Source organism: Sphingopyxis terrae subsp. terrae NBRC 15098 (assembly GCF_001598815.1).
Classification (GTDB): Bacteria; Pseudomonadota; Alphaproteobacteria; order Sphingomonadales; family Sphingomonadaceae; genus Sphingopyxis; species Sphingopyxis terrae.
On record NZ_BCZQ01000016.1, the window covers coordinates 44,135 to 65,162 of the forward strand.

The 21,028-nt window shown below is 65.2% G+C and carries 28 protein-coding genes; 23 read left to right on the forward strand and 5 right to left on the reverse strand.

Annotated elements, in window-relative coordinates:
- Position 1 precedes the first annotated feature (1 nt).
- From rpsS to STE01S_RS10285, 20 genes are all read left to right on the forward strand, one after another.
- On the forward strand, positions 2–277 hold the full coding sequence (rpsS, locus tag STE01S_RS10190; RefSeq protein ID WP_003042215.1) for a 30S ribosomal protein S19: 276 nt from the start codon (positions 2–4) through the stop codon (positions 275–277).
- The gene (gene rplV / locus STE01S_RS10195) at positions 277–657 is read left to right on the forward strand and encodes a 50S ribosomal protein L22 (RefSeq protein WP_003042218.1); all 381 of its coding nucleotides are present in this window, start codon (positions 277–279) and stop codon (positions 655–657) included. The genes rpsS and rplV overlap by 1 nt, the downstream gene beginning before the upstream one ends.
- Position 658: 1 nt before the next feature.
- A complete protein-coding gene (gene rpsC, locus STE01S_RS10200; protein WP_003042222.1) occupies positions 659–1,366 on the forward strand; it encodes a 30S ribosomal protein S3 in 708 nt (235 codons plus the stop codon).
- 11 nt (positions 1,367–1,377) lie between these two features.
- Positions 1,378–1,809 (forward strand): 50S ribosomal protein L16, encoded by a 432-nt coding sequence (rplP, locus tag STE01S_RS10205; protein ID WP_003042223.1) that lies wholly within the window; start codon positions 1,378–1,380, stop codon positions 1,807–1,809.
- Positions 1,810–1,814: 5 nt separating this feature from the next.
- The gene (gene rpmC, locus STE01S_RS10210) at positions 1,815–2,018 is read left to right on the forward strand and encodes a 50S ribosomal protein L29 (protein WP_003042226.1); all 204 of its coding nucleotides are present in this window, start codon (positions 1,815–1,817) and stop codon (positions 2,016–2,018) included.
- A 10-nt stretch (positions 2,019–2,028) separates the two neighbouring features.
- The gene (gene rpsQ, locus STE01S_RS10215; RefSeq protein ID WP_003042229.1) at positions 2,029–2,295 is read left to right on the forward strand and encodes a 30S ribosomal protein S17; all 267 of its coding nucleotides are present in this window, start codon (positions 2,029–2,031) and stop codon (positions 2,293–2,295) included.
- Positions 2,296–2,363: 68 nt separating this feature from the next.
- Entirely contained in the window at positions 2,364–2,732 is a 369-nt protein-coding gene (rplN, locus tag STE01S_RS10220) for a 50S ribosomal protein L14 (RefSeq protein WP_003042233.1), read from the forward strand.
- 2 nt (positions 2,733–2,734) lie between these two features.
- Positions 2,735–3,055: a 50S ribosomal protein L24 gene (gene rplX / locus STE01S_RS10225; RefSeq protein WP_040589516.1), complete on the forward strand. Its 321-nt coding sequence runs from the start codon at positions 2,735–2,737 to the stop codon at positions 3,053–3,055.
- Positions 3,048–3,626, forward strand: coding sequence for a 50S ribosomal protein L5 (gene rplE / locus STE01S_RS10230; RefSeq protein WP_003042239.1), 579 nt, complete (start codon positions 3,048–3,050; stop codon positions 3,624–3,626). Before rplX ends, rplE begins: the two co-directional genes overlap by 8 nt.
- A 52-nt stretch (positions 3,627–3,678) precedes the next feature.
- Entirely contained in the window at positions 3,679–3,984 is a 306-nt protein-coding gene (gene rpsN / locus STE01S_RS10235; RefSeq protein ID WP_003042242.1) for a 30S ribosomal protein S14, read from the forward strand.
- Between the two features lie 12 nt (positions 3,985–3,996).
- The gene (gene rpsH, locus STE01S_RS10240) at positions 3,997–4,401 is read left to right on the forward strand and encodes a 30S ribosomal protein S8 (RefSeq protein WP_003042244.1); all 405 of its coding nucleotides are present in this window, start codon (positions 3,997–3,999) and stop codon (positions 4,399–4,401) included.
- Positions 4,401–4,934 (forward strand): 50S ribosomal protein L6, encoded by a 534-nt coding sequence (gene rplF / locus STE01S_RS10245; RefSeq protein WP_003042248.1) that lies wholly within the window; start codon positions 4,401–4,403, stop codon positions 4,932–4,934. Before rpsH ends, rplF begins: the two co-directional genes overlap by 1 nt.
- Before the next feature lie 3 nt (positions 4,935–4,937).
- Complete coding sequence (gene rplR / locus STE01S_RS10250) at positions 4,938–5,291, forward strand: 50S ribosomal protein L18 (protein WP_003042250.1); 354 nt, start codon at positions 4,938–4,940, stop codon at positions 5,289–5,291.
- Between the two features lie 2 nt (positions 5,292–5,293).
- Positions 5,294–6,007: a 30S ribosomal protein S5 gene (gene rpsE / locus STE01S_RS10255; protein ID WP_003042253.1), complete on the forward strand. Its 714-nt coding sequence runs from the start codon at positions 5,294–5,296 to the stop codon at positions 6,005–6,007.
- Between the two features lie 4 nt (positions 6,008–6,011).
- Positions 6,012–6,197, forward strand: coding sequence for a 50S ribosomal protein L30 (gene rpmD, locus STE01S_RS10260; protein ID WP_003042255.1), 186 nt, complete (start codon positions 6,012–6,014; stop codon positions 6,195–6,197).
- A 1-nt stretch (position 6,198) separates the two neighbouring features.
- A complete protein-coding gene (locus tag STE01S_RS10265; protein ID WP_003042257.1) occupies positions 6,199–6,405 on the forward strand; it encodes a DUF1737 domain-containing protein in 207 nt (68 codons plus the stop codon).
- A 43-nt stretch (positions 6,406–6,448) separates the two neighbouring features.
- Complete coding sequence (gene rplO, locus STE01S_RS10270) at positions 6,449–6,931, forward strand: 50S ribosomal protein L15 (RefSeq protein WP_062767596.1); 483 nt, start codon at positions 6,449–6,451, stop codon at positions 6,929–6,931.
- A 237-nt stretch (positions 6,932–7,168) separates the two neighbouring features.
- Entirely contained in the window at positions 7,169–8,542 is a 1,374-nt protein-coding gene (secY, locus tag STE01S_RS10275) for a preprotein translocase subunit SecY (RefSeq protein WP_062767475.1), read from the forward strand.
- Between the two features lie 47 nt (positions 8,543–8,589).
- A complete protein-coding gene (locus tag STE01S_RS10280) occupies positions 8,590–9,252 on the forward strand; it encodes an adenylate kinase (RefSeq protein ID WP_174531835.1) in 663 nt (220 codons plus the stop codon).
- A gap of 48 nt (positions 9,253–9,300) precedes the next feature.
- Positions 9,301–10,020, forward strand: coding sequence for an SRPBCC family protein (locus tag STE01S_RS10285; protein ID WP_003042268.1), 720 nt, complete (start codon positions 9,301–9,303; stop codon positions 10,018–10,020).
- A gap of 15 nt (positions 10,021–10,035) precedes the next feature.
- Here the strand turns inward: STE01S_RS10285 and STE01S_RS10290 are convergent, their stop codons facing one another.
- Positions 10,036–10,563: a YceD family protein gene (locus tag STE01S_RS10290; RefSeq protein ID WP_003042270.1), complete on the reverse strand. Its 528-nt coding sequence runs from the start codon at positions 10,561–10,563 to the stop codon at positions 10,036–10,038.
- Positions 10,560–11,090 (reverse strand): ubiquinol-cytochrome C chaperone family protein, encoded by a 531-nt coding sequence (locus STE01S_RS10295; RefSeq protein WP_003042274.1) that lies wholly within the window; start codon positions 11,088–11,090, stop codon positions 10,560–10,562. The genes STE01S_RS10290 and STE01S_RS10295 overlap by 4 nt, the downstream gene beginning before the upstream one ends.
- A gap of 171 nt (positions 11,091–11,261) precedes the next feature.
- Between STE01S_RS10295 and STE01S_RS10300 the strand changes: the two genes are divergently transcribed.
- Entirely contained in the window at positions 11,262–11,750 is a 489-nt protein-coding gene (locus STE01S_RS10300; RefSeq protein ID WP_003042276.1) for an outer membrane protein assembly factor BamE, read from the forward strand.
- Between the two features lie 71 nt (positions 11,751–11,821).
- On the opposite strand, the gene STE01S_RS10305 is transcribed toward STE01S_RS10300, so the two are convergent.
- On the reverse strand, positions 11,822–14,086 hold the full coding sequence (locus STE01S_RS10305) for an NADP-dependent malic enzyme (RefSeq protein WP_062767477.1): 2,265 nt from the start codon (positions 14,084–14,086) through the stop codon (positions 11,822–11,824).
- 132 nt (positions 14,087–14,218) lie between these two features.
- Between STE01S_RS10305 and mutS the strand changes: the two genes are divergently transcribed.
- Both mutS and STE01S_RS10315 read left to right on the forward strand, forming a co-directional pair.
- Complete coding sequence (gene mutS / locus STE01S_RS10310; protein ID WP_062767479.1) at positions 14,219–16,879, forward strand: DNA mismatch repair protein MutS; 2,661 nt, start codon at positions 14,219–14,221, stop codon at positions 16,877–16,879.
- The gene (locus tag STE01S_RS10315; protein WP_062767482.1) at positions 16,876–19,632 is read left to right on the forward strand and encodes a [protein-PII] uridylyltransferase; all 2,757 of its coding nucleotides are present in this window, start codon (positions 16,876–16,878) and stop codon (positions 19,630–19,632) included. Before mutS ends, STE01S_RS10315 begins: the two co-directional genes overlap by 4 nt.
- Positions 19,633–19,634: 2 nt before the next feature.
- Here the strand turns inward: STE01S_RS10315 and STE01S_RS10320 are convergent, their stop codons facing one another.
- Positions 19,635–20,054, reverse strand: coding sequence for a GFA family protein (locus STE01S_RS10320; RefSeq protein ID WP_062767484.1), 420 nt, complete (start codon positions 20,052–20,054; stop codon positions 19,635–19,637).
- Entirely contained in the window at positions 20,051–21,010 is a 960-nt protein-coding gene (locus tag STE01S_RS10325; protein ID WP_062767486.1) for an alpha/beta hydrolase, read from the reverse strand. Before STE01S_RS10325 ends, STE01S_RS10320 begins: the two co-directional genes overlap by 4 nt.
- Positions 21,011–21,028 lie beyond the last annotated feature (18 nt).

Here is a 21,028-nt window from a genome sequence, read left to right on the forward strand (position 1 = left end):
CATGGCACGCTCGGTCTGGAAGGGTCCGTTCGTCGACCTTCATCTCCTCAAGAAAGCCGAAGCGGCTCAGGACGGCGGCAGCTCAGCGCCGATCAAGACCTGGTCGCGTCGCTCCACTATCCTGCCGCAGTTCGTCGGGCTGACCTTCAACGTCTACAACGGCCGCAAGTTCGTGCCGGTGTCGGTCAATGAAGACATGGTCGGCATGAAGCTGGGTGAATTTGCGCCGACGCGCTTCTTCCCCGGTCACGCGGCCGACAAGAAGGGCAAACGCTAATGGGCAAGGAAAAATCCCCTCGCCGCGTTGCGGACAATGAGGCGCTGTCGGTCGGCACGCAGATTCGCGGTTCGGCGCAGAAGCTGAACCTCGTTGCCGCGCTGATTCGCGGCCGCAAGGTCGAAGACGCGATGAACGTCCTCGCTTTCTCGAAGAAGGCGATGGCTGTCGACGTGCGCAAGGTTCTCGCCAGCGCCGTCGCCAACGCGGAAAACAATCACAACCTCGATGTCGATGCACTCGTCGTCAAGGAAGCGAGCGTCGGCAAGTCGTTCACGATGAAGCGCTGGCATGCGCGCGGTCGCGGCAAATCGACCCGGATCGAAAAGCCGTTCAGCCGCATCCGCATCGTCGTCCGCGAACAGGAAGAAGAGGCGTAAGATGGGCCAGAAGAGCAATCCGATCGGCCTGCGCCTGCAGGTCAACCGCACCTGGGACAGCCGCTGGTTCGCGGAAGGCCAGGATTATGGACGCATGCTTATCGAGGATCTGAAGATCCGCAAATATGTGTTCAAGACCCTGCCGCAGGCCGCGATTTCGAAGGTCGTCATCGAACGTCCGGCGAAGCTGTGCCGCGTGTCGATCTATGCCGCCCGTCCGGGCGTCATCATCGGCAAGAAGGGCGCGGACATCGAAAAGCTGCGCAAGGCGCTCGGCGAAATGACCGGCAGCGACGTGAGCCTGAACATCGTCGAAATCCGCAAGCCGGAAGTCGATGCCAAGCTCGTCGCGCAGGGCATTGCCGACCAGCTCGAACGCCGCGTTGCCTTCCGCCGTGCGATGAAGCGCGCGGTTCAGTCGGCGATGCGTCTGGGTGCCGAAGGCATCCGCATCAACTGTGCGGGTCGTCTCGGCGGCGCGGAAATCGCCCGCACCGAATGGTATCGCGAAGGCCGCGTTCCGCTGCACACGCTGCGTGCGAACGTCGATTATGCCGAGGCCGAAGCCCACACCGCCTATGGCGTGTGTGGCATGAAGGTCTGGATCTTCAAGGGCGAGATCCTGGGCCACGACCCGATGGCGACCGACCGGCTGATGCTCGACGCGCAGACGTCGGGCGTTCGCCCGGCGCGCGATGAACGCCGTTAAGGAACGCTGACATGTTGCAACCGAAGAAAACCAAGTTCCGCAAGGCCTTCAAGGGCCGCATCCATGGCAATGCCAAGGGTGGCACCAGCCTGAACTTCGGCTCCTACGGCCTGAAGGCGATGGAACCCGAGCGCATCACCGCGCGCCAGATCGAAGCGGCTCGCCGCGCGATCAGCCGTGCGATCAAGCGTCAGGGCCGCCTCTGGATTCGCGTGTTTCCCGACCTTCCCGTGTCGTCGAAGCCCGCCGAAGTCCGTATGGGTAAAGGCAAGGGCGCGCCCGAATATTGGGCCGCTCGCGTCAAGCCCGGCCGCATCCTGTTCGAACTCGACGGCGTTCCCGGCCCAGTGGCCGCGCTGGCGTTCGAGCGTGCGGCGATGAAGCTGCCGATCAAGACGAAGGTCGTCGCCCGCCTCGGCGACACCTCGCACCTGGAGGGTTGAGGGCCATGGCCAAGACCGAAGATGTGACCAAGAAGACCGACGACCAGCTCGCCGAACAGCTTGGCGAACTGAAGCGCGAGGCATTCAACCTCCGTTTCCAGGCCGCCACGGGCCAGCTTGAAAAGGCTTCGCGGGTCAAGGAAGTGCGGCGCACGATCGCCCGCATCAAGACCGAACAAACCGCGCGCGTTCGCGCGGCGGCGAAGTAAGGAGACTGTCATGCCGAAGCGCATTCTGACCGGCACGGTAGTGTCCGACAAGGGCGACAAGACCGTCGTGGTGAAGGTGGAGCGTAAGGTTAAGCACCCGCTCTACGGCAAGATCATCCGGCGTTCGAAGAAGTATCACGCCCATGATGAGGACAACGCCATCAAGGCTGGCGAAACCGTCCGCATCGAGGAAACGAAGCCGATTTCGAAGCTGAAGACGTGGAAGGTTCTCGAAAAGGTCGAAACCTCCACCAAGCCGAAAGCGGCCGAAGCCTGAGGGCTTCACGCAAGTTTCACGGAACCGCCGGGATGGCCCGGTAGGCCAAGGAAGAAGGAAATGCATCGATGATCCAGATGCAGTCACAACTGGAAGTCGCCGACAACAGCGGCGCGAAGCGCGTCCAGTGCATCAAGGTGCTGGGCGGCTCGAAGCGTCGCACGGCTGGCGTGGGCGACCTTATCGTCGTCTCGATCAAGGAAGCCCAGCCGCGCGGCAAGGTGAAGAAGGGCGACGTGCATCGTGCCGTCATCGTTCGCACCGCCAAGGACGTTCGTCGTGCCGACGGTTCGGTGATCCGTTTCGACAGCAACGCCGCCGTGCTCGTCAACAAGAATGAAGAGCCGATCGGCACCCGTATCTTCGGCCCCGTCGTCCGCGAACTGCGCGGCAAGGGCTATATGAAGATCATCAGCCTGGCGCCGGAGGTGCTTTGACCATGGGTATGGCCAAGATCAAGAAGGGTGACACCGTCGTCGTCCTGTCCGGCAAGGACAAGGGCAAGACCGGCGAAGTGACGCAGAGCCTGCCGAAGGACGGCAAGGTCGTCGTCGCTGGCGTCAACATCATCACCCGCCACAAGAAGCCGAACCAGCAGGATCCGCAGGGCGGCCTCGAGCGCAAGGAAGCGCCGCTGCACGTCAGCAAGGTCGCGGTTGCCGATCCCAAGACCGGCAAGCCGACGCGCGTCCGCTTTGAAACCAAGGACGGCAAGAAGGTCCGCGTGGCCGTGAAGTCCGGGGAGACGATCAATGGCTGACAACTACACCCCGCGCATGCGCAAGCTCTATGACGACCAGATCGTCAAGGCGATGACCGAAAAGTTCGGTTACAAGAATGCGATGGAAGTTCCGAAGATCGAGAAGATCACGCTCAACATGGGCGTGGGCGATGCGGTCCAGGACAAGAAGAAGGTCGAAACGGCCGCTTCGGAAATGGAACTGATCGCGGGCCAGAAGCCCGTTATCACCAAGGCGAAGAAGTCGATTGCCGGCTTCAAGCTGCGTGAAGGCATGCCGATCGGCTGCAAGGTGACCCTGCGTCGCGAGCGGATGTATGAATTCCTCGACCGCCTGATCACCATCGCGATGCCGCGCATCCGCGACTTCCGTGGCGTGTCGCCGAAGAGCTTCGACGGTCGGGGCAACTATGCCCTCGGCCTGAAGGAACAGATCATCTTCCCCGAGATCAACTATGACCGCATCGATCAGGTGCGCGGCATGGATGTGATCGTGACCACGTCGGCACGTACGGACGAGGAAGCCCGCGAACTGCTCAAGCTGTTCGGCTTCCCCTTCCCGATCGAAGCCCAGGCCAAGGAAGCCGCCTGAGTCCCCGCTGGGACCTCGGGCCGGACAGGAACAAGGAAAGAGAACTTAAGTCATGGCGAAACTGAGTTCGGTGAACAAGAATGAGCGTCGCAAGAAGCTGGTGAAGAAATATGCCGGCCGCTATGCGAAACTGAAGGCTATTGCGGCCGACACCTCGCTCGACGACGGCGAGCGTCTGATCGCGCGCCTCAAGATGGCGGAAATTCCGCGCAACGGTAACCCGACCCGTATCCGTAACCGGTGCGAACTGACGGGCCGTCCGCGCGCTTATTATCGCAAATTCCGGCTGTGCCGTATTCAGCTCCGCGATCTGGCCAACAAGGGCCTGATCCCCGGCGTTGTGAAGTCGAGCTGGTAAGGAACACGCAACATGGCAATGACCGATCCTTTGGGTGATATGCTCACCCGCATCCGCAACGGCCAGCAGGCGAAGAAGGACAGCGTCCTGACGCCGGCTTCGACGCTGCGTGTCCGCGTTCTCGACGTGCTCAAGCGCGAAGGCTACATCCGTGGCTACAGCGAAGAAGTGCTCGGCACCAAGGGCCAGCACAAGGGCATCCGCATCGAGCTCAAATATTTCGAAGGCCAGCCGGCGATCCGCCACGTGGCGCGCGTCTCGAAGCCGGGTCGCCGCGTCTATTCGGGTTCGAAAGAACTGCCGGTGGTTCGCAACGGCCTGGGCATCACCATCGTGTCGACCCCGCGCGGTGTCCTTTCGGACGCCGAAGCACGCGAGCATAATGTCGGCGGCGAAGTGCTGGCGGAGGTGTTCTAATGTCGCGCATCGGTAAAAAGGCAGTGGCGATCCCCAGCGGCGTTACCGCTGCGATCGACGGCGGCCAGCTGTCGGTCAAGGGCCCCAAGGGCACGCTGGCGATGCCGCTGTCCGACAACATTAAATATGAAGTCGGCGAAGGCGCCATCTCGGTGCAGCCCGCGAACGAAAGCCGCGAAGCGCGCGCTTTCTGGGGCATGCAGCGCACGCTGGTGCAGAACCTGATCACGGGCGTGACCGAAGGCTTCACCAAGGTGCTCGAAATCACGGGTGTCGGCTACCGCGCCAACGCGCAGGGCAAGAATCTGAAGCTGCAGCTCGGCTACAGCCACGATGTCGATTTCGCGGTGCCGGAAGGCATCGAGATCAAGACGCCGGATAACACGACGATCGAGATCAGCGGTATCGACAAGCAGCAGGTCGGCCAGGTCGCGGCGGAAATCCGTCGCTGGCGCAAGCCCGAACCCTATAAGGGCAAGGGTATCAAGTATCGCGGCGAGTACATCTTCCGCAAAGAAGGCAAGAAGAAGTAAGCCATGGCACATCTTACCCCTTTCGAAAAACGCCGCCAGCGCGTTCGTACCGCACTCCGTCTGCGTGCTGCCGGGCGTCCGCGCCTTTCGGTGCACCGCTCGGGCCGCCACATCTATGCGCAGCTCATCGATGACGCCGCCGGCAAGACGCTGGCTGCGGCTTCGACGCTCGACAAGGATTTGCGCGGCAAGACCGGCGCGACGGCTTCGGCTGCTGCCGAAGTCGGCAAGCGCCTTGCCGACGCCGCCAAGAAGGCGGGCGTGACGCAGGTCGTGTTCGACCGCGGCGGCTTCCTGTTCCACGGGCGCATCAAGGCGCTGGCCGACGCGGCGCGCGAAGGCGGATTGGAGTTCTGATTATGGCTGACGAAAACACCACGGGTCAGGGCAACCAGCCCGAGGCGATCCTGGCGCCTGAAACCACCAACGCCGAAGTCACGGGTCGCCGTGGTCGCGGCGGTCGTGATGGCGGACGTGGCGGTCGCGACGGTGGCCGTGGTCGCCGCGACGATCGGCGTCCGCGCGACGAGGATGGTGGCGAAGAGCTGATCGAAAAGCTCGTTCACATCAACCGCGTTTCGAAGACCGTGAAGGGCGGCAAGCGCTTTGGTTTCGCCGCGCTCGTCGTCGTCGGTGACGGCAAGGGCCGCGCCGGTTTCGGTCATGGCAAGGCGCGCGAAGTGCCCGAAGCCATTTCGAAGGCGACCGCCGCTGCGAAGAAGGCGATGATTCGCGTTCCGCTGCGCGATGGCCGCACGCTGCACCATGACGGGCGCGGCCATTTCGGCGCCGGCAACGTCACCGTGCGTTCGGCGCCTGCAGGTACCGGCATCATCGCTGGTGGCCCGATGCGTGCCGTGTTCGAATCGCTCGGTGTTGCCGATGTGGTGACCAAGTCGGTCGGCACGTCGAACCCCTACAACATGATCCGCGCGACCTTCCAGGCGCTCGGCGAACAGACCAGCCCGAAGTCGGTCGCGCAGCGTCGCGGCAAGAAGGTTTCGGACCTGATCAAGCGCGGCGGCGTGTCCGATCGTGCAGCCGAGGCTGAGGCCGCGGCGGTGACGGAGTAAGACAATGGCCGACAAGAAGATCAAGATCCGCCAGATCGGTTCGCCGATCCGTCGTCCCAAGGACCAGCGCAAGATCCTGACCGGCCTCGGCCTGGGCAAGATGAACCGCGAAGTCGAACTGGTCGACACCCCGGAAGTGCGCGGCATGATCCGCAAGCTTCCCCACATGGTGGAAGTAATCGAGGGCTAAGGTGAAGCTCTATCGCCTGTTGACCGGTCCCGATGATGCCGCCTTCTGCGCGCGTGTCGAAGGGCTGCTCAATCGGGGGTGGCAACTTCACGGAAGTCCGTCGATCACCTGCGTCGATGGCCGCGGCCATGTGGCGCAGGCGATCGTGATGGAAAAGGCCGGGCCCTATCCCGGCTTCCAACCGTCGAGTGAAATCGAACCCGACTGAAACACCGGGTTCAAAGCGCGACAAAAGCGAAAGCGAGTGCAAAATGACTATCAAGCTTAACGATCTTCGTGACAACAATGGCGCCCGCAAGGGCCGCATGCGCGTCGGACGCGGCATCGGTTCGGGCAAGGGCAAGACCGCCGGCCGCGGCCAGAAGGGCCAGAAGGCCCGCAGCGGTGTCGCGATCAACGGCTTCGAAGGCGGCCAGATGCCGCTCCACATGCGCATCCCGAAGCGCGGCTTCAACAACATCTTCGGCAAGGATTTCGCGATCGTGAACCTGGGCCAGGTGCAGAAGCTGGTCGATGCCAAGAAGCTCGACCCCAAGGCGACCGTCGACCACGCGGCGCTGAAGGCTGCCGGTGTGGCCCGCGGCGGCAAGGACGGCGTCCGTCTCCTCGCCAAGGGCGAACTGACCGCGAAGCTCAACTTCGCCGTTGCCGGCGCGTCGAAGGGCGCGATCGAGGCGGTCGAAAAGGCGGGCGGCAAGGTCGACCTGCCGGCGGCCGAAGCGAAGGCCGAGTAATTCGGACAAGGGGCGGTTCCGAAAGGGATCGCCCTTCGTCTTTGTGATCATCTCTATTCCCGTTCGATAGCGCAGGTTCGAGAGGCATTCCGGCCCCGCCAGATGCGAGCGGATCGATGGGGCGAATGAACGCCCCATCAAAAATGGGCCTTTCCCCTTGCGCTTCGTAACCGCCGAACGCACATAGGCGCGGGGTCGCCGGGGGCGCGGTCCGGAATATCCTCGAGGAAACTACCCATGGCCTCTCGCGCCGACCAGCTTGCTTCCAGCATCAATTTTTCGAAGTTCGGCAAGGCGACCGAACTCAAGAACCGCATCTGGTTCACGATCGGTGCGCTGATCGTCTTCCGCTTCCTGTCGTTCGTGCCGCTGCCCGGGGTCGACCCCGTGGCGCTGTCGCGCCTTTACAGCCAGGCGGCGTCGGGCGGCATCCTCGACATCTTCAACACCTTCTCGGGCGGCAGCCTGGAGCGCATGAGCATCATCGCGCTCGGCGTCATGCCCTATATCACGGCGTCGATCGTCGTGCAGCTCGCCGCGGCGCTGGCCCCGAGCCTCGCCGCGCTCAAGAAAGAGGGCGAAAGCGGCCGCAAGAAGCTCAACCAATATACGCGCTACGGCACCGTGCTGCTCACCGCGATCCAGGGCTATTTCATTGCCGTCGGCCTGGAAACGCTCGGGCAGAGCCAGGGCATCGCCGCGGTCGTCGACCCAGGCATGATGTTCCGCGTCGGCGCAGTCATCAGCATCGTCGGCGGTACGCTGTTCCTGATGTGGCTTGGCGAACAGATCACCAGCCGCGGGATCGGCAACGGCGTCTCGCTGATCATCATGGCGGGCATCCTCGCGCAGCTTCCGCGCAGCTTTGCCCAGATGTTCACGCAGGTTCGTGAAGGATCGATGGGCGGCGGCACGATCGTCGCGGTCATCGGCGGCGCGATCATCATCATCGCCTTCATCAGCTTCATGGAACGCGCACAGCGCCGCGTGCTGGTGCAATATCCGAAGCGCGCGACGCAGCGCGGCGTGATGCAGGCCGAGCGCAGCCACCTGCCGCTGAAGGTCAATACTGCAGGCGTGATTCCGCCGATCTTCGCCTCGTCGCTGCTGCTGATGCCGCTGACCGTCACGCAGATGCTGGGCAATAATGTGAAGGGCGACACCGCCTGGGGCGATTTCCTCATCACGATCAACCAGTATCTCGCGCACGGCCAGCCGCTCTATATGGCGCTCTATGCCGCGGGCATCATCTTCTTCTGCTTCTTCTACGTCGCGGTCGTCTTCAACCCCGAGGAAACCGCCGACAATCTGAAGCGCCAGAACGGTTTCATCCCCGGCATCCGTCCGGGCAAGAATACCGCGGCCTATCTCGATTTCGTGCTGACCCGCATCACCGTGATCGGCGCCGCCTATCTGGCGCTCATCTGCCTTATCCCGGAATATTTCATCGCCGGGTCGGGCCTGCCGTTCCAGCTTGGCGGCACCAGCCTGCTGATCATCGTCAATGTCACCATCGATACGATCAGCCAGATCCAGAGCCACATGCTCGCGCACCAATATGGCGATCTGATCAAGAAAGCCAAATTGAAGGGCGGCATTGCGCGCCGCTGACGCGGTCGCTAGGCGAAATCCTGACAGGGTAGGCAACAGGGGGCGTCATGACGCTGAACATCATTTTGCTTGGACCGCCGGGAGCCGGCAAGGGAACGCAGGCTTCGCGTCTGGTGGAAGAGCATGGGATGGTCCAGCTTTCCACCGGCGATATGCTCCGTGCGGCGGTCAAGGCGGGAACGCCGATCGGTCTGCAGGCCAAGGCGGTGATGGACGCGGGCGAACTGGTGTCGGACGAAATCGTCTCGGGCCTGATCGGCGAGCGGCTCGACGAGCTCGGGAACGAAACCTCGGTCATCTTCGACGGCTATCCGCGCACCGCGGCGCAGGCCGAGGCGCTCGACGGCATCTTGTCGGCGCGCGGCCGCAAGCTCGACCATGTCATCGAACTGGTCGTCGACGAAGATGCGCTGGTCGACCGGATCACCGGACGCTTTTCGTGCGCCAATTGCGGCGAAGGCTATCACGATCGCTACAAGCTGCCGAAGGTCGAAGGCACCTGCGACGTGTGCGGCAGCCATGATTTCAAGCGCCGTCCCGACGACAATGAGGAAACGGTGCGCACGCGCATGGCCGAATATCGCGCGAAGACCGAACCGATCCTGCCGATCTACGAGGCGCGCGGCATCGTCAGCAAGGTCGACGGCATGGCCGCGATCGACGTCGTCAACGATGCGATCGAGGCGATCCTACAAGGCGACGCCAGCTAGTCAGCCCCCCTGGCGCCGTCTATGAAGATGGCGAAGGGGGAATGATCCATGCATGTGAAATCGTCTTTCGGCGTGCTCCTGTTCGCGGCTACGTGCGTCGCCTCGCCGGCAGCGGCCAAGGTCATCGACCAGAGCGACATCGGTTTCACCGTCGCGCATACGGCGCAGGTCGCCGCGACGCCCGAAGACGTGTGGAAAATGCTCCGCACGCCCGACAAATGGTGGTCGAAAGAGCATAGTTGGTCGGGCGATGCCGCCAATTTCTGGCTCGATTCGCAGGCTGGCGGCTGTTTCTGCGAAAAACTTCCCGACGAAGGACAGGGCGTCGGCAGCGTCCAGCACGCGCGGATCATCTTCGCCAAGCCGGGCGAAATGATGCGCCTGTCGGGCGCATTCGGGCCGCTGCAGGGCGAGGCGGTCACGGGGACGCTGACGATCCAGATCAAAAAGACGCCGACGGGCAGCGCGATCCGCTTCGACTATGTCGTCGGCGGCTATATGCGCTTCAAGGTCGCCGACATCGCTCCCGCCGTCGACAAGGTGCTGGCCGAACAGATGGTCGGGCTCGCGAACGCGCTCGGCGGATCGCTCCCGGTCGCGCGCGGCGACAAGCCGGCCGAGGATAAGTCCGGCGAAGGCGCGGACGAAACGGCCAAACCGGCGGATAGCAATGCCGATGCGGACGGCGCGGCGGAGCCGGAACCCGCCGATTCGGGTCTCGACGCCGCGGTCGCAGATCTCGTCAAGGACGAGCCCAAGCGCGACTGACGCCCGCTGCCGACGTCAGGAAGCGTCCTTGCCGCGCAGCTGGGCGAGCGCGCCGAACGGACCGGCCTGTTCTTCGGTCAGCACGCCCTTTTCGGCGAGGATGCGGTCGGCATCGGGATGGCGCGGAAAGGGCTCGAGCGCCAGCGACAGCGTCTGCACCGCGGCTTCGCCGATATCGACGCGATCGCCTTCGAGCGGCAGGACATCGCAATCATCCGCGCTGATCTCGACCTCTTCCTCCTCGCTCGCGTCGGCGCCGATGTCGCGCAGGAAGCGCAGGTCGAAGGGGTCCGCGATGTGTGCAGGGACGGGGAGATCAGTGGCGGCGCACGCCTGTACCACGTCTGCGGTGATGCTGCCTCGTGCGGTGATTCCGCCGGCGACGGCGAACACCTCTGCCTCGACGACGAAGCGATCGAGCGCGATCAGGCCGAGTCGCTTGGCAATCGCGGCGCGGGTCGCTTCGTCGGTGTCGAGCGCGACCTTGCGGCCCTGCATCGCGTCGGCGAGGGTGACGATGTGCGAAAGCTCGGGATTGGTCATGCGGGCTCTCCGGGCAAGCGGTCGGCGACGACCAGGTCCGCAACCGGGATCGCGGCAAGCCCCGTGCGCAGGGCCGCGACCGCTGCCATGACATGCGCCAGTCCTTCGGCGGGCGGCGCCTTGCCGCGCCACAGATTGCGCACCAGCGCTTCTTCCAGCGCCGCCGATCCGTCGGGCGCGCGATAGGCTCCCAGCCGTCCGCCCAGCGCTCCAACCATGCGACCGACCTGTTTGCCGACCACCATGTCGCCAAAGCCGATCTGGCGCATCTGCCCATCCATGTCGGCGACGAACAATTCGGTCAGTTCAACCCCCGCCAGCGCCTGGTCGGGATCATCGTCGATGCGATGGAGGACGAGCGCCAGCACCAAGCTGACCATGTCGAAGCGGCCGTCGAGCGTGTCGGGAACCTGTCCCGCCAGATACCAGTGCGGCGCACGCGCGGCCGCGACGACGGCATTCCAGAGCGGACGCCGCGCTTCGCGGGGATCGGGGGCGGATCGGAAGAATTTGCTGATCGAGAACATGGCCCACCGCTTAGGCCCATTCGGCGTCGCGGAAAAGAGGCACCGGTCAGCCTGCAGCAAGCTTTGCGGCGGCATAAGCCGCTTGTGCGTCCCGTCCGCTTGCGGTTAAGAGGCGCACAAGCCAGCGCCTGCGCCGCCGTCCGGCGAGCCGCGCGCAACGGAGACCGATTGATGCCGAAAACCATTGCCTCGCTTACCGGCCGCCGCGCGGGCCTCATCCTTGCCGGGGTCGCGCTTGCGCTGTCGGCGGGGGGATGCGCCCAGCTCAAGGGGCGTCAGGGTTATATCGTCGATCCGGTGCTGACCCAGGCGATTACCCCCGGCGTCGACAATCGCGAGTCGGTGGAAAAGACGCTTGGCCGTCCGACCTTCGTCGGCCAGTTCGGCAACAATGAATATTATTATCTGTCGCGCGAAACGCGCCAGCTCGCCTTCGCCCACCCGCGGCCCGTGGCACAGCAGGTGCTGCGCGTCAGCTTCGATCCCGCAGGCAATGTCGTCGGCGTCGATCGCACCGGGCTCGAACAGGTGAGCAAGATCAGCCCGAACGGCGACAGCACGCCGACGCTGGGCCGTCATCGCAGCTTCTTCGAGGATATTTTCGGCAATATCGGCGCGGTCGGCGCGCCGGGTGTCGGGGGCGGCGCGCAGGGGCAATAAACCTCGCTTGCCGATCGGCAGAAGAAAGCAAAACGGCGCTGATCCATGGATCAGCGCCGTTTTTCGTTTGATCAGACTGCGATGCCGCCGGCCGCCAGAACCGCCAGCGTGACCAGATCCGAGGCGGTGGATGCCATGGTTGCAATCTGCACCGGCTTTTCCATCCCGATCAGCATCGGTCCGATGACTGCGCTGCCGCCGAGTTCGCGCAGCAGCTTTGCCGACAGATTGCCCGACTGCAGCCCCGGCATCACCAGAACATTCGCGGGGCCCGAAAGGCGACAGAAGGGATAATTGGCCATGACGCGCGGATTCAGCGCGACGTCGGGCGACATTTCGCCTTCATATTCGAAGGCCGGCTGGCGATCGTCGAGGATGTGGACGGCATCGCGGATATTGTCGAGCCACGATCCCGGCGGGTTGCCGAAGGTCGAATAGGACAGGAAGGCAACGCGCGGTTCGTGACCCATGCGGCGCGCGACCTGCGCCGTGCGGTCGGCGATGTCGGCGAGCATTTCGGCCGAGGGGCGTTCGTTGACCGTCGTGTCGGCCATGAAGATGGTGTGATGCTGTCCGACGAGGACGTGAATGCCGAACGCCGTCTTGCCCTCGGCAGGGTCGATCACCCGCCGCACTTCGCGCATCGTCTGCGAATAGGTGCGCGTCACGCCGGTGATCATCGCATCGCCAAGGCCGAGTTTGAGCAGCAGCGAGCCGAAGATGTTGCGATCGCGGTTGACCATACGTTCGATGTCGCGGCGCAGATAGCCGCGGCGCTGGAGCCGCTCGTAGAGCATTTCGACCATCTGGGGGACGTGCGGCGAATTAACGCTGTTATGAACCTCGAAGCTTTCGGGGTCGGCGACGCCCATGTCGCGCAGCTTGTTGTGCAGACCTTCGCGCCCGACGAGGACGGGGATGCCATAGCCGCCGTCGCGGAACTGGATCGCGGCGCGCAGCACCACTTCTTCCTCGCCCTCGGCAAAGACGACGCGCTTCGGATTGGCGCGCGCCGCTTCATAGGCGAGGGTGAGGACCGATGTGGTCGGATTGAGCCGGGCACGCAGCCGCGTGCGATACGCCTCCAGATCGTCGATCGGCTGCTGCGCGACGCCCGTCTCCATCGCCGCCTTCGCGACCGCCGCGGGGACGATCTCCATCAGCCGCGGGTCGAAGGGCGAGGGGATGATATATTCGGGGCCGAAGCTCGACGCGCGGCCGCCATAGGCCGCCGCCACTTCCTCGGGCACCTGCTGGCGCGCGAGATCGGCGATCGCATAGGCGGCGGCAATCTTCATCTCTTCGTTGATCGCGGTCGCGCGCACGTCGAGCGCGCCGCGGAAGATGAAGGGGAAGCACAGCACATTGTTGACCTGGTTGGGATAGTCCGAACGCCCCGTTGCGATGATCGCGTCGGGGCGCGCCGCACGGGCATCGGGGGGCGAGATTTCGGGATCAGGGTTCGCCATCGCGAAAATGATCGGCGCGGGCGCCATGTCCTTCACCATCTCGGGCTTGAGCGCGCCCGCCGCCGACAGGCCGAGGAAGACGTCCGCGCCGCTAAGCGCTTCGGTCAGGTCGCGCGCTTCGGTCGGAACGGCGTGGGCCGATTTCCACTGGTCCATTCCTTCGGTGCGGCCCTGATAGATGGTGCCCTTGCGGTCGCACATGATGACATTTTCGTGCCGCACGCCCATCGCCTTGATCAGCGCGGTGCAGGCGATGGCCGCAGCGCCGGCGCCGTTGACGACGACCTTGATGTCGGCCAGATCGCGCCCGGTCAGATGGCACGCGTTGATGAGCCCGGCGGCGGTGATGATCGCGGTGCCATGCTGGTCGTCATGGAACACCGGGATGTTCATCTTTTCCTTGAGCGCCGCCTCGATGATGAAGCAGTTGGGGGCCGCGATGTCCTCAAGGTTGATGCCGCCGAAGCTCGGTTCGAGCAGTTCGACCGCGTCGATGAACGCCTGCGGGTCTTCGGTCTTGAGCTCAAGGTCGATCGAATCGACATCGGCGAAGCGCTTGAACAGCACCGCCTTGCCTTCCATCACCGGCTTCGAGGCGAGCGCGCCGAGATTGCCCAGGCCCAGGATCGCCGTGCCGTTCGAGATCACGGCGACAAGATTGCCCTTGGCGGTATAGTCATAGGCCTTGGCCGGATCCTCGGCGATTGCATTCACCGGCACCGCGACGCCCGGCGAATAGGCGAGGCTGAGGTCGCGCTGCGTCGCCATCGGCTTCGACGCGATGATCTCGATTTTCCCCGGCCGCCCATAGCTGTGATAGAGCAGGGCCTCGCGGTCCGAAAATTGCACCTTGCTGCCGCCGTCCATTCTTTATCCCCTACTTCGATTATCAGGATGCGCGTCCGAGCCCATTCCCTAGCGTCGGCTTGGCGAAATGGAACCCCGTGTTTCTGGCCCGCGCGCCTTGCCATGCGAGCCCCAATGACTAAGCAGGGGCGGATGTCCGTTCCCGCTCCCGCCAACAGCAACAGCAAGGCCCCTCCCGCCGCGACGCCGATGATGGCGCAATATTGGTCGCTCAAGGAAAAGGCCGGCGATTGTCTGCTCTTCTACCGCATGGGCGATTTCTTCGAACTGTTTTTTGACGATGCCAAGGCAGCGGCCTCGACGCTCGACATCGCGCTGACCTCGCGCGGCGAGCATGGCGGCGAGCCGGTGCCGATGTGCGGCGTCCCCGTCCATTCGGCCGAATCCTATCTCGCCCGCCTGATCCGCGCCGGCCACCGCGTCGCGATCGCCGAACAGGTCGAAACCCCCGCCGAGGCCAAGGCGCGCGGCGGATCGAAGGCGCTCGTCGCGCGCGACATCGTGCGCTTCGTCACGGCGGGCACGCTGACCGAAGAGGCCCTGCTCGAAGGACGGAGCGCGAACCGGCTTGCGGCGCTTGCCGAGGTCGGCAGCGAAGGGCTGGTCGCCATCGCCGCCGCCGATATCTCTACCGGGCGGTTCGAGGTCGTCGCGGTGCGGCGCGAAGCGGTCGATGCCGAACTGGCGCGGCTGGCCCCGTCCGAACTGCTGATCAGCGAGGCGGCGGACGAACAGCCGCCGTCGGCGGCGCGCCAGATCGTTCGCCGCCCCGCCGCCGAGTTCGCGAGTGGCGCGGGGCAGAAACGGCTCGAGACGCTGTTCGGGGTGCAGACGCTCGACGGCTTCGGCAATTTCTCGCGCGGTGAAATCGCCGCCATGGGCGCGATCGCCGCCTATCTCGACCATGTCGGCACCGGAGGGGCGGTCTTTCTGCAGCCGCCCGTGCGGCACAGCGCGGGCGACCGGATGGCGATCGACGCCGCGACGCGCGAGAGCCTGGAGCTGGTTCGCACCATGGCCGGCGCGCGCGACGGCAGCCTGCTCGGCACGATCGACCGCACCGTGACCGCGGCGGGCGCGCGGCTGCTTGCCGACGACCTTGCAAGCCCGCTCACCGACAAGGGCGCGATTCTCGACCGGCTTGATCTCGTCGATGCGTTGGCTCGCGATGCCTTGTGGCGCGCCGATCTGCGCGCCGCCTTGCGCGCGCTGCCCGATGCGGGCCGCGCGCTCGGCCGTCTTGTCGCTGGGCGCGGTGGGCCGCGCGATCTGGCGCAGCTTCGCGACGCGCTCGGCGGTGCACGCCTCCTGCGCGAACGGCTTGCGCTGCGCGCCGATCTGCCGCCGCTGCTTGCGCGGCTGCTGCCGGGGCTCGATGGTCATGGCGCGCTGGTCGATGAACTGACGCGTGCGCTGATCGAAACCCCGCCGGTCGATGCCGCGCAGGGCGGCTATATCGCCGAAGGCTATGACGCCGCACTCGATTCGCTGCGCGAGACCGCGCGCGACGGGCGCAAGGCGATCGCGGCGCTCGAAGCGGGCTATCGCGACCGCACGGGCATCGCGGCGCTCAAGATCCGCCACAATGGCGTGCTCGGCTATCATGTCGAGGTGCCGGCGCGCCACGCCGATGCGCTGATGGCGCCCGGATCGGGCTTCACCCATCGGCAAACGCTGGCGGGCGTCGTTCGCTTCAACTCGTCGGATCTGCACGAAGCGGCGACGCGCGTGACCCAGGCGGGGGTGCATGCGGTGGCAGCCGAAGCTGCGCATCTCGAAGCGCTGACCGAAGCCGCGACCCAGCGCCGCGAGGCGATCGCCGCGAGCTGCGACGTGCTCGCGCGGATCGACGTCGCCGCGGCGCTCGCCGACCATGCGATGAGCCACGACTGGTGCCGGCCGGACATCGCCGACGAACCGTGCCTCGACGTAAGGGGCGGGCGACATCCGGTGGTCGAGGCGGCGCTGGCGAAAAGCGGCGAACGCTTCGTCCCCAATGATGTGTCGCTGTCCGAAGCCGACCGGCTTTGGCTTGTCACCGGCCCCAATATGGGCGGTAAATCGACCTTCCTGCGCCAGAACGCTTTGATCGTCGTGCTCGCGCAGGCGGGCGCCTTCGTACCGGCAAGCGCCGCGACCCTCGGGCTGGTCGACCGACTGTTCAGCCGCGTGGGGGCGAGCGACAATCTGGCGCGCGGGCGATCGACCTTCATGGTCGAGATGGTCGAGACCGCGGCGATCCTCGCGCAGGCGACCCCGCAGAGCTTCGTGATTCTCGACGAGGTCGGGCGCGGCACCTCGACCTATGACGGGCTCGCGCTCGCCTGGTCGGTGGTCGAGGCGGTGCACGAGGTGAACCGGTGCCGCTGTCTGTTCGCAACCCATTATCATGAGTTGACGCGGCTTGCCGAAACGCTGAACGCGCTTTCGCTCCACCACGTCCGCGCGCGCGAATGGCAGGGCGACCTTGTCCTGCTGCACGAGGTGGCCGAGGGGCCTGCCGACCGGAGCTATGGTCTGGCGGTCGCGCGGCTCGCCGGTGTGCCCGCCGGCGTCGTGAGGCGCGCCGAGGCGGTGCTCGCCAAGCTGGAGGCGGGACGCGAAGCAACCGGCGGACTGGCGGCGGGGCTCGACGATCTGCCGCTGTTCGCCGCGACGCTCGCCGAAGCGCCCGCAGCGGCAAAGGACGCGCTGCGCGAGGCGCTCGCCGGGATCGACCCCGATGCGTTGGCGCCGCGCGCCGCACTCGAAGCGCTCTATCGGCTCAAGCAGATCGTGGCGGAGGAAGGATGAGCGACATTTTCAGCGACCTTCCCCACCGCCGCGCGATCATCGACCGGCGCCTGCTCGCCGATCGGCTCGATGCCATCGCCGCCGAGACGGCCGACGCCGGCAAGCGCCGCGGCGCGATGGTCGCGTTGCTGAAGGAGGCATTGGAAGACGGCCGCGCAGAGATCGCCCGCCGCCTGCTCGACCACCCGTCTTCGGGGCGCGTCGCGGCGCAGGCGACGGCGTTTCTGATCGACCAGATCGTTCGCCTTTCCTATGATTTCACTGTCGATTATCTCTATCCCGCAAGCAATCGGTCGGCGGGCGAACGGATTACGGTGATCGCGGTCGGCGGCTATGGCCGTGCCGAAATGGCGCCGTTCAGCGACGTCGACATCGGCTTTCTGACCCCGTTCAAGCAGACGAGCTGGACAGAGCAGGTCATCGAAGCCCAACTCTACACGCTGTGGGATCTGGGCCTGAAGGTGGGGCATTCGTCGCGTTCGCTCGATGAGATGGTGCGCACCGCGAAGGACGATCTGACGATTCGCACCGCGCTGCTCGAGGCGCGCTTCATCTGGGGCGACCGCGCGCTTTATGATCAGGCGGCGGCGCGCTTCGATGTCGAGGTGATGGCGGGCAATGCCCGCGCCTTCGTCGCCGAAAAACTCGCCGAGCGCGATGAACGGCACAAGCGCATGGGCGATTCGCGCTATGTCGTCGAGCCCAATGTGAAGGAAGGGAAGGGCGGGCTGCGCGACCTGCACACCCTGTTCTGGATCGGCAAGTTCATCCACCGCGTCCGCACCGTGCCCGAGCTCGTCGATGCGGGGCTGCTCAGTGCGCGCGAACTGCGGCAGTTTTCGCGCGCCGAAAATTTCCTGCTCGCGGTACGCTGCCACCTTCATATCCTCGCCGGGCGCGCCGAGGACCGGCTGACCTTCGATTTCCAGCGCGAGATCGCGGCGCGGATGCAATTTGCCGATCGGCCCGGCAAAAGCCCGGTCGAACGCTTCATGCAGCTCTATTTTCTCCACGCGAAGAGCGTCGGCGATCTGACGGGCACCTTTCTCGCGCATCTCGACGAGCAGCTCGCGGCGCGCGGGCGGCGCTTTCTGCCGACGCTGCGGCGGCGGCCGGGCCGGCTCAACGGCTTCGTCCTCGATCGCGGCCGGCTTGCACTGCCGTCGGACGACTATTTCCGCAAAGACCCGGTCCGCCTGCTCGAGATATTCCAGCTCGCCGACAAATATGGCCTCGAAATCCACCCACAGGCGATGCGCCAGGCGCGCCACGATGCGAAACTGATCGACGGCAAGGTGCGGCGCATCGCGCGCGCCAATGCGCTGTTCCTCGATGTGTTGACCTCTCCGCGCGACCCCGAAACGGTGCTGCGCTGGATGAACGAGGCCGGGGTCTTCGGCCGCTTCGTGCCCGATTTCGGCCGCGTCGTCGCGCAGATGCAGTTCGACATGTATCATCATTATACGGTCGACGAGCATACGATCCGCGCGATCGGCCTGTTGTCCGACATCGAACAGAACCGGTTGAAGGACGATCATCCGCTGTCGACCGCGATCATGGACCAGATCCACTCGCGGCGCGTGATCTATGTCGCAGTGCTGCTCCACGATATCGCCAAGGGGCGCGGCGGCGACCATAGCGTGCTGGGCGCCGAACTGGCGCTGCGCGTCTGTCCGCGGCTTGGGCTGAACGAGGCGGAAACCGAGACAGTGTCATGGCTTGTCCGCCACCACCTGCTGATGTCGGCGACCGCCTTCAAGCGCGACCTTGCCGACTTCAAGACGATCCTCGACTTTGCGCAGCTCGTGCAGAGCCCCGAGCGGCTTCGCCTCCTGCTCGTGCTGACGGTTGTCGATATTCGCGCGGTGGGCCCGGGGGTCTGGAACAGCTGGAAGCGGCAATTGCTCACCGAATTATACGATGCCGCCGAAGAAGTGCTGCGGCTTGGCCACAAGCAGCGTGGCCGCGAGGTGCGGATCGCCAGCAAGAAGGAGGAGGCGCAGGCCCTGCTCCAGATGGGCGACAAGGATTTCGGGAAGCTCGCCAAGCGCCTGCCCGAAAGCTACTGGATTGCCGAGCCGGTCGAGGTGATCGCGGCCAATTTGATCCATATCCAGAAATCGTCGGGAGCGCCGCTCCATATCGCGGCAGTGCCCGACGACGATCGCGGCGCGACGCTGGTGATGGTGCTCGCCGCCGACCATCCGGGGCTGTTCTATCGCATCGCGGGCGGCATTCACCTCGCGGGCGGCAACATCATCGATGCGCGCATCCACACGACGCGCGACGGGCTGGCACTCGACAATTTCCTGGTCCAGGATCCGCTCGGCCGCCCGTTTGCCGAGGCCGAACAGATCGTCCGGCTGACCCGCGCGATCGAGGACGCGCTCGCCAACCGGCATAAACTGCTGCCCAAGCTCGAGGCGCGCGCGCTGCCGCGGACCCGCGCTGAAGCCTTTCGCATCGCGCCCAATGTCTTCATCGACAACAAGGCTTCCAACCGGTTCACGGTGATCGAGGTCAATGCGCAGGACCGCCCGGCGCTATTGAACCAGCTCGCCTATGCGCTCTTCCAGTCGAAGGTGACGGTGCACAGCGCGCATGTCGCGACCTATGGCGAGCGCGCCGTCGATACCTTCTACGTCACCGATCTGATTGGCGACAAGATCGACAGCACGGCGCGCGTGAAGTCGCTCGAAAAGCGCCTGCTCGAAGCCGCGGCGAGTCGCAGCGAGGAGGCGGTGGCGGCCTGACCTCAGGCGCGTTTCACCGGATTGCGTGCGTGCGCCGCAATCGCTGGCGGCAGGTCGAGCCACGCATGGCGATCCTCGCACCAGACGGCCTGTTCGGGCATCGGAAAATTCGGGTCGGCAAAGGCGCCGACTGCGACGCCGGAGAGGTGCGGCATCCGGTCGGGTTCCCACCACAGGTTCGATCCGCAATCGGCGCAGAAATGAAAGGTCACGTCGTGGCCGCTCGCCGAAGGCCGGCGGAAGCTCTGCGCCGAACCGGCGGCGACGGCCACCGCTTCGCGCGGGAAGAAGGCGGCGACGCTGAACAGCGATCCGGTTCGCCGTTGGCAATCGCGGCAATGGCACATCGAAATCTTGACCGGATCGCCGCTGCATCGAAGCTGCAGCAAGCCGCAGTGGCAGGTGGCGACCCGCCCGCTCATCCTGCCGCCGGGGCCGTCATCGCGGCGGCGGCGGCGAGCAGCCCGGCGGTGAAGCGCTGGCTGATGGCGGCAGTCGGGATTGCGTTGAAGGCGTGGATGGCGCCGGCATAGCTGTGCAGATCGACCGGCACCCCCGCCGCAGCGAGACGGCGCGCATAGTCGAGATTTTCATCGAAGAAGAGGTCGAGGCTGCCGGTCGCGATATAGGCAGGCGGCAGGCCGGAAAGATCGTCGGCGAGGCTCGGTGAAAACCAGCCGCGCCGTTGGTCATCGGCCGCGTAGGCGCCGCGCAGCGCGCTCCATCCGAAGCGATTGCTTGCGCGGGTCCAGATGAACTCGCCCGTGACCGGATTGCGATAGGGGCAGGCGTCGCCGCCCGTCCGGTGATCGAGCATCGGATAGGTCAGCAATTGCCCCGCAAGCGCGGGCCCGCCGAGGTCGCGCGCCATGATCGCCAGCGCCGCGGCGAGGCCGCCGCCCGCGCTTTCGCCGGCAACGACGATGCGCTGCGCATCGAAGCCAAGGGCATCGGCCTGTCCGGCGAGCCAGACGAGCGCCGAATGGCAATCCTCCTGCGGCGCCGGGAAGGGATGTTCGGGCGCGAGCCGATATTCGACCGACAGCACCGGCACGCCCGCGGCCGCGGCAAGCGCCGCCGGTCCGGCCTGCATCTGACGCACCGATCCCATCACCATGCCGCCGCCATGGATATGCAGGATCGCACCCGCACCGGCGCGCGCCTGAGCCGGGCGGAAGAGGAAGGCCAGCATGTCCGGCCCGCCGTGGATAGACGGGATCAGCAACTCTTCGGGCGCGATGGCCGGCGGCGGCAGGATCGCATAGGTTTCGGCCGCCTTGGCGCGAATGTCGGCGATCGGCGCGGCGTCGAGGTCGATGCGTCCGAACAGGTCGATCAGGGGCTGAAGCTCGCGATCGACCAGGTGGCGCGTATCCATGACCGTTTTTCCCTTCTG

Excerpts from the sequence above, each read along its gene's own strand:
- rpsS (WP_003042215.1), top strand. The coding sequence starts at position 2 with ATGGCACGCTCGGTCTGGAAGGGTCCGTTCGTCGACCTTCATCTCCTC.
- rplV (WP_003042218.1), top strand. The coding sequence starts at position 277 with ATGGGCAAGGAAAAATCCCCTCGCCGCGTTGCGGACAATGAGGCGCTG.
- rpsC (WP_003042222.1), top strand. The coding sequence starts at position 659 with ATGGGCCAGAAGAGCAATCCGATCGGCCTGCGCCTGCAGGTCAACCGC.
- rplP (WP_003042223.1), top strand. The coding sequence starts at position 1,378 with ATGTTGCAACCGAAGAAAACCAAGTTCCGCAAGGCCTTCAAGGGCCGC.
- rpmC (WP_003042226.1), top strand. The coding sequence starts at position 1,815 with ATGGCCAAGACCGAAGATGTGACCAAGAAGACCGACGACCAGCTCGCC.
- rpsQ (WP_003042229.1), top strand. The coding sequence starts at position 2,029 with ATGCCGAAGCGCATTCTGACCGGCACGGTAGTGTCCGACAAGGGCGAC.
- rplN (WP_003042233.1), top strand. The coding sequence starts at position 2,364 with ATGATCCAGATGCAGTCACAACTGGAAGTCGCCGACAACAGCGGCGCG.
- rplX (WP_040589516.1), top strand. The coding sequence starts at position 2,735 with ATGGGTATGGCCAAGATCAAGAAGGGTGACACCGTCGTCGTCCTGTCC.
- rplE (WP_003042239.1), top strand. The coding sequence starts at position 3,048 with ATGGCTGACAACTACACCCCGCGCATGCGCAAGCTCTATGACGACCAG.
- rpsN (WP_003042242.1), top strand. The coding sequence starts at position 3,679 with ATGGCGAAACTGAGTTCGGTGAACAAGAATGAGCGTCGCAAGAAGCTG.
- rpsH (WP_003042244.1), top strand. The coding sequence starts at position 3,997 with ATGGCAATGACCGATCCTTTGGGTGATATGCTCACCCGCATCCGCAAC.
- rplF (WP_003042248.1), top strand. The coding sequence starts at position 4,401 with ATGTCGCGCATCGGTAAAAAGGCAGTGGCGATCCCCAGCGGCGTTACC.
- rplR (WP_003042250.1), top strand. The coding sequence starts at position 4,938 with ATGGCACATCTTACCCCTTTCGAAAAACGCCGCCAGCGCGTTCGTACC.
- rpsE (WP_003042253.1), top strand. The coding sequence starts at position 5,294 with ATGGCTGACGAAAACACCACGGGTCAGGGCAACCAGCCCGAGGCGATC.
- rpmD (WP_003042255.1), top strand. The coding sequence starts at position 6,012 with ATGGCCGACAAGAAGATCAAGATCCGCCAGATCGGTTCGCCGATCCGT.
- rplO (WP_062767596.1), top strand. The coding sequence starts at position 6,449 with ATGACTATCAAGCTTAACGATCTTCGTGACAACAATGGCGCCCGCAAG.
- secY (WP_062767475.1), top strand. The coding sequence starts at position 7,169 with ATGGCCTCTCGCGCCGACCAGCTTGCTTCCAGCATCAATTTTTCGAAG.
- STE01S_RS10280 (WP_174531835.1), top strand. The coding sequence starts at position 8,590 with ATGACGCTGAACATCATTTTGCTTGGACCGCCGGGAGCCGGCAAGGGA.
- STE01S_RS10285 (WP_003042268.1), top strand. The coding sequence starts at position 9,301 with ATGCATGTGAAATCGTCTTTCGGCGTGCTCCTGTTCGCGGCTACGTGC.
- STE01S_RS10290 (WP_003042270.1), bottom strand. The coding sequence starts at position 10,563 with ATGACCAATCCCGAGCTTTCGCACATCGTCACCCTCGCCGACGCGATG.
- STE01S_RS10295 (WP_003042274.1), bottom strand. The coding sequence starts at position 11,090 with ATGTTCTCGATCAGCAAATTCTTCCGATCCGCCCCCGATCCCCGCGAA.
- STE01S_RS10300 (WP_003042276.1), top strand. The coding sequence starts at position 11,262 with ATGCCGAAAACCATTGCCTCGCTTACCGGCCGCCGCGCGGGCCTCATC.
- STE01S_RS10305 (WP_062767477.1), bottom strand. The coding sequence starts at position 14,086 with ATGGACGGCGGCAGCAAGGTGCAATTTTCGGACCGCGAGGCCCTGCTC.
- mutS (WP_062767479.1), top strand. The coding sequence starts at position 14,219 with ATGTCCGTTCCCGCTCCCGCCAACAGCAACAGCAAGGCCCCTCCCGCC.
- STE01S_RS10315 (WP_062767482.1), top strand. The coding sequence starts at position 16,876 with ATGAGCGACATTTTCAGCGACCTTCCCCACCGCCGCGCGATCATCGAC.
- STE01S_RS10320 (WP_062767484.1), bottom strand. The coding sequence starts at position 20,054 with ATGAGCGGGCGGGTCGCCACCTGCCACTGCGGCTTGCTGCAGCTTCGA.
- STE01S_RS10325 (WP_062767486.1), bottom strand. The coding sequence starts at position 21,010 with ATGGATACGCGCCACCTGGTCGATCGCGAGCTTCAGCCCCTGATCGAC.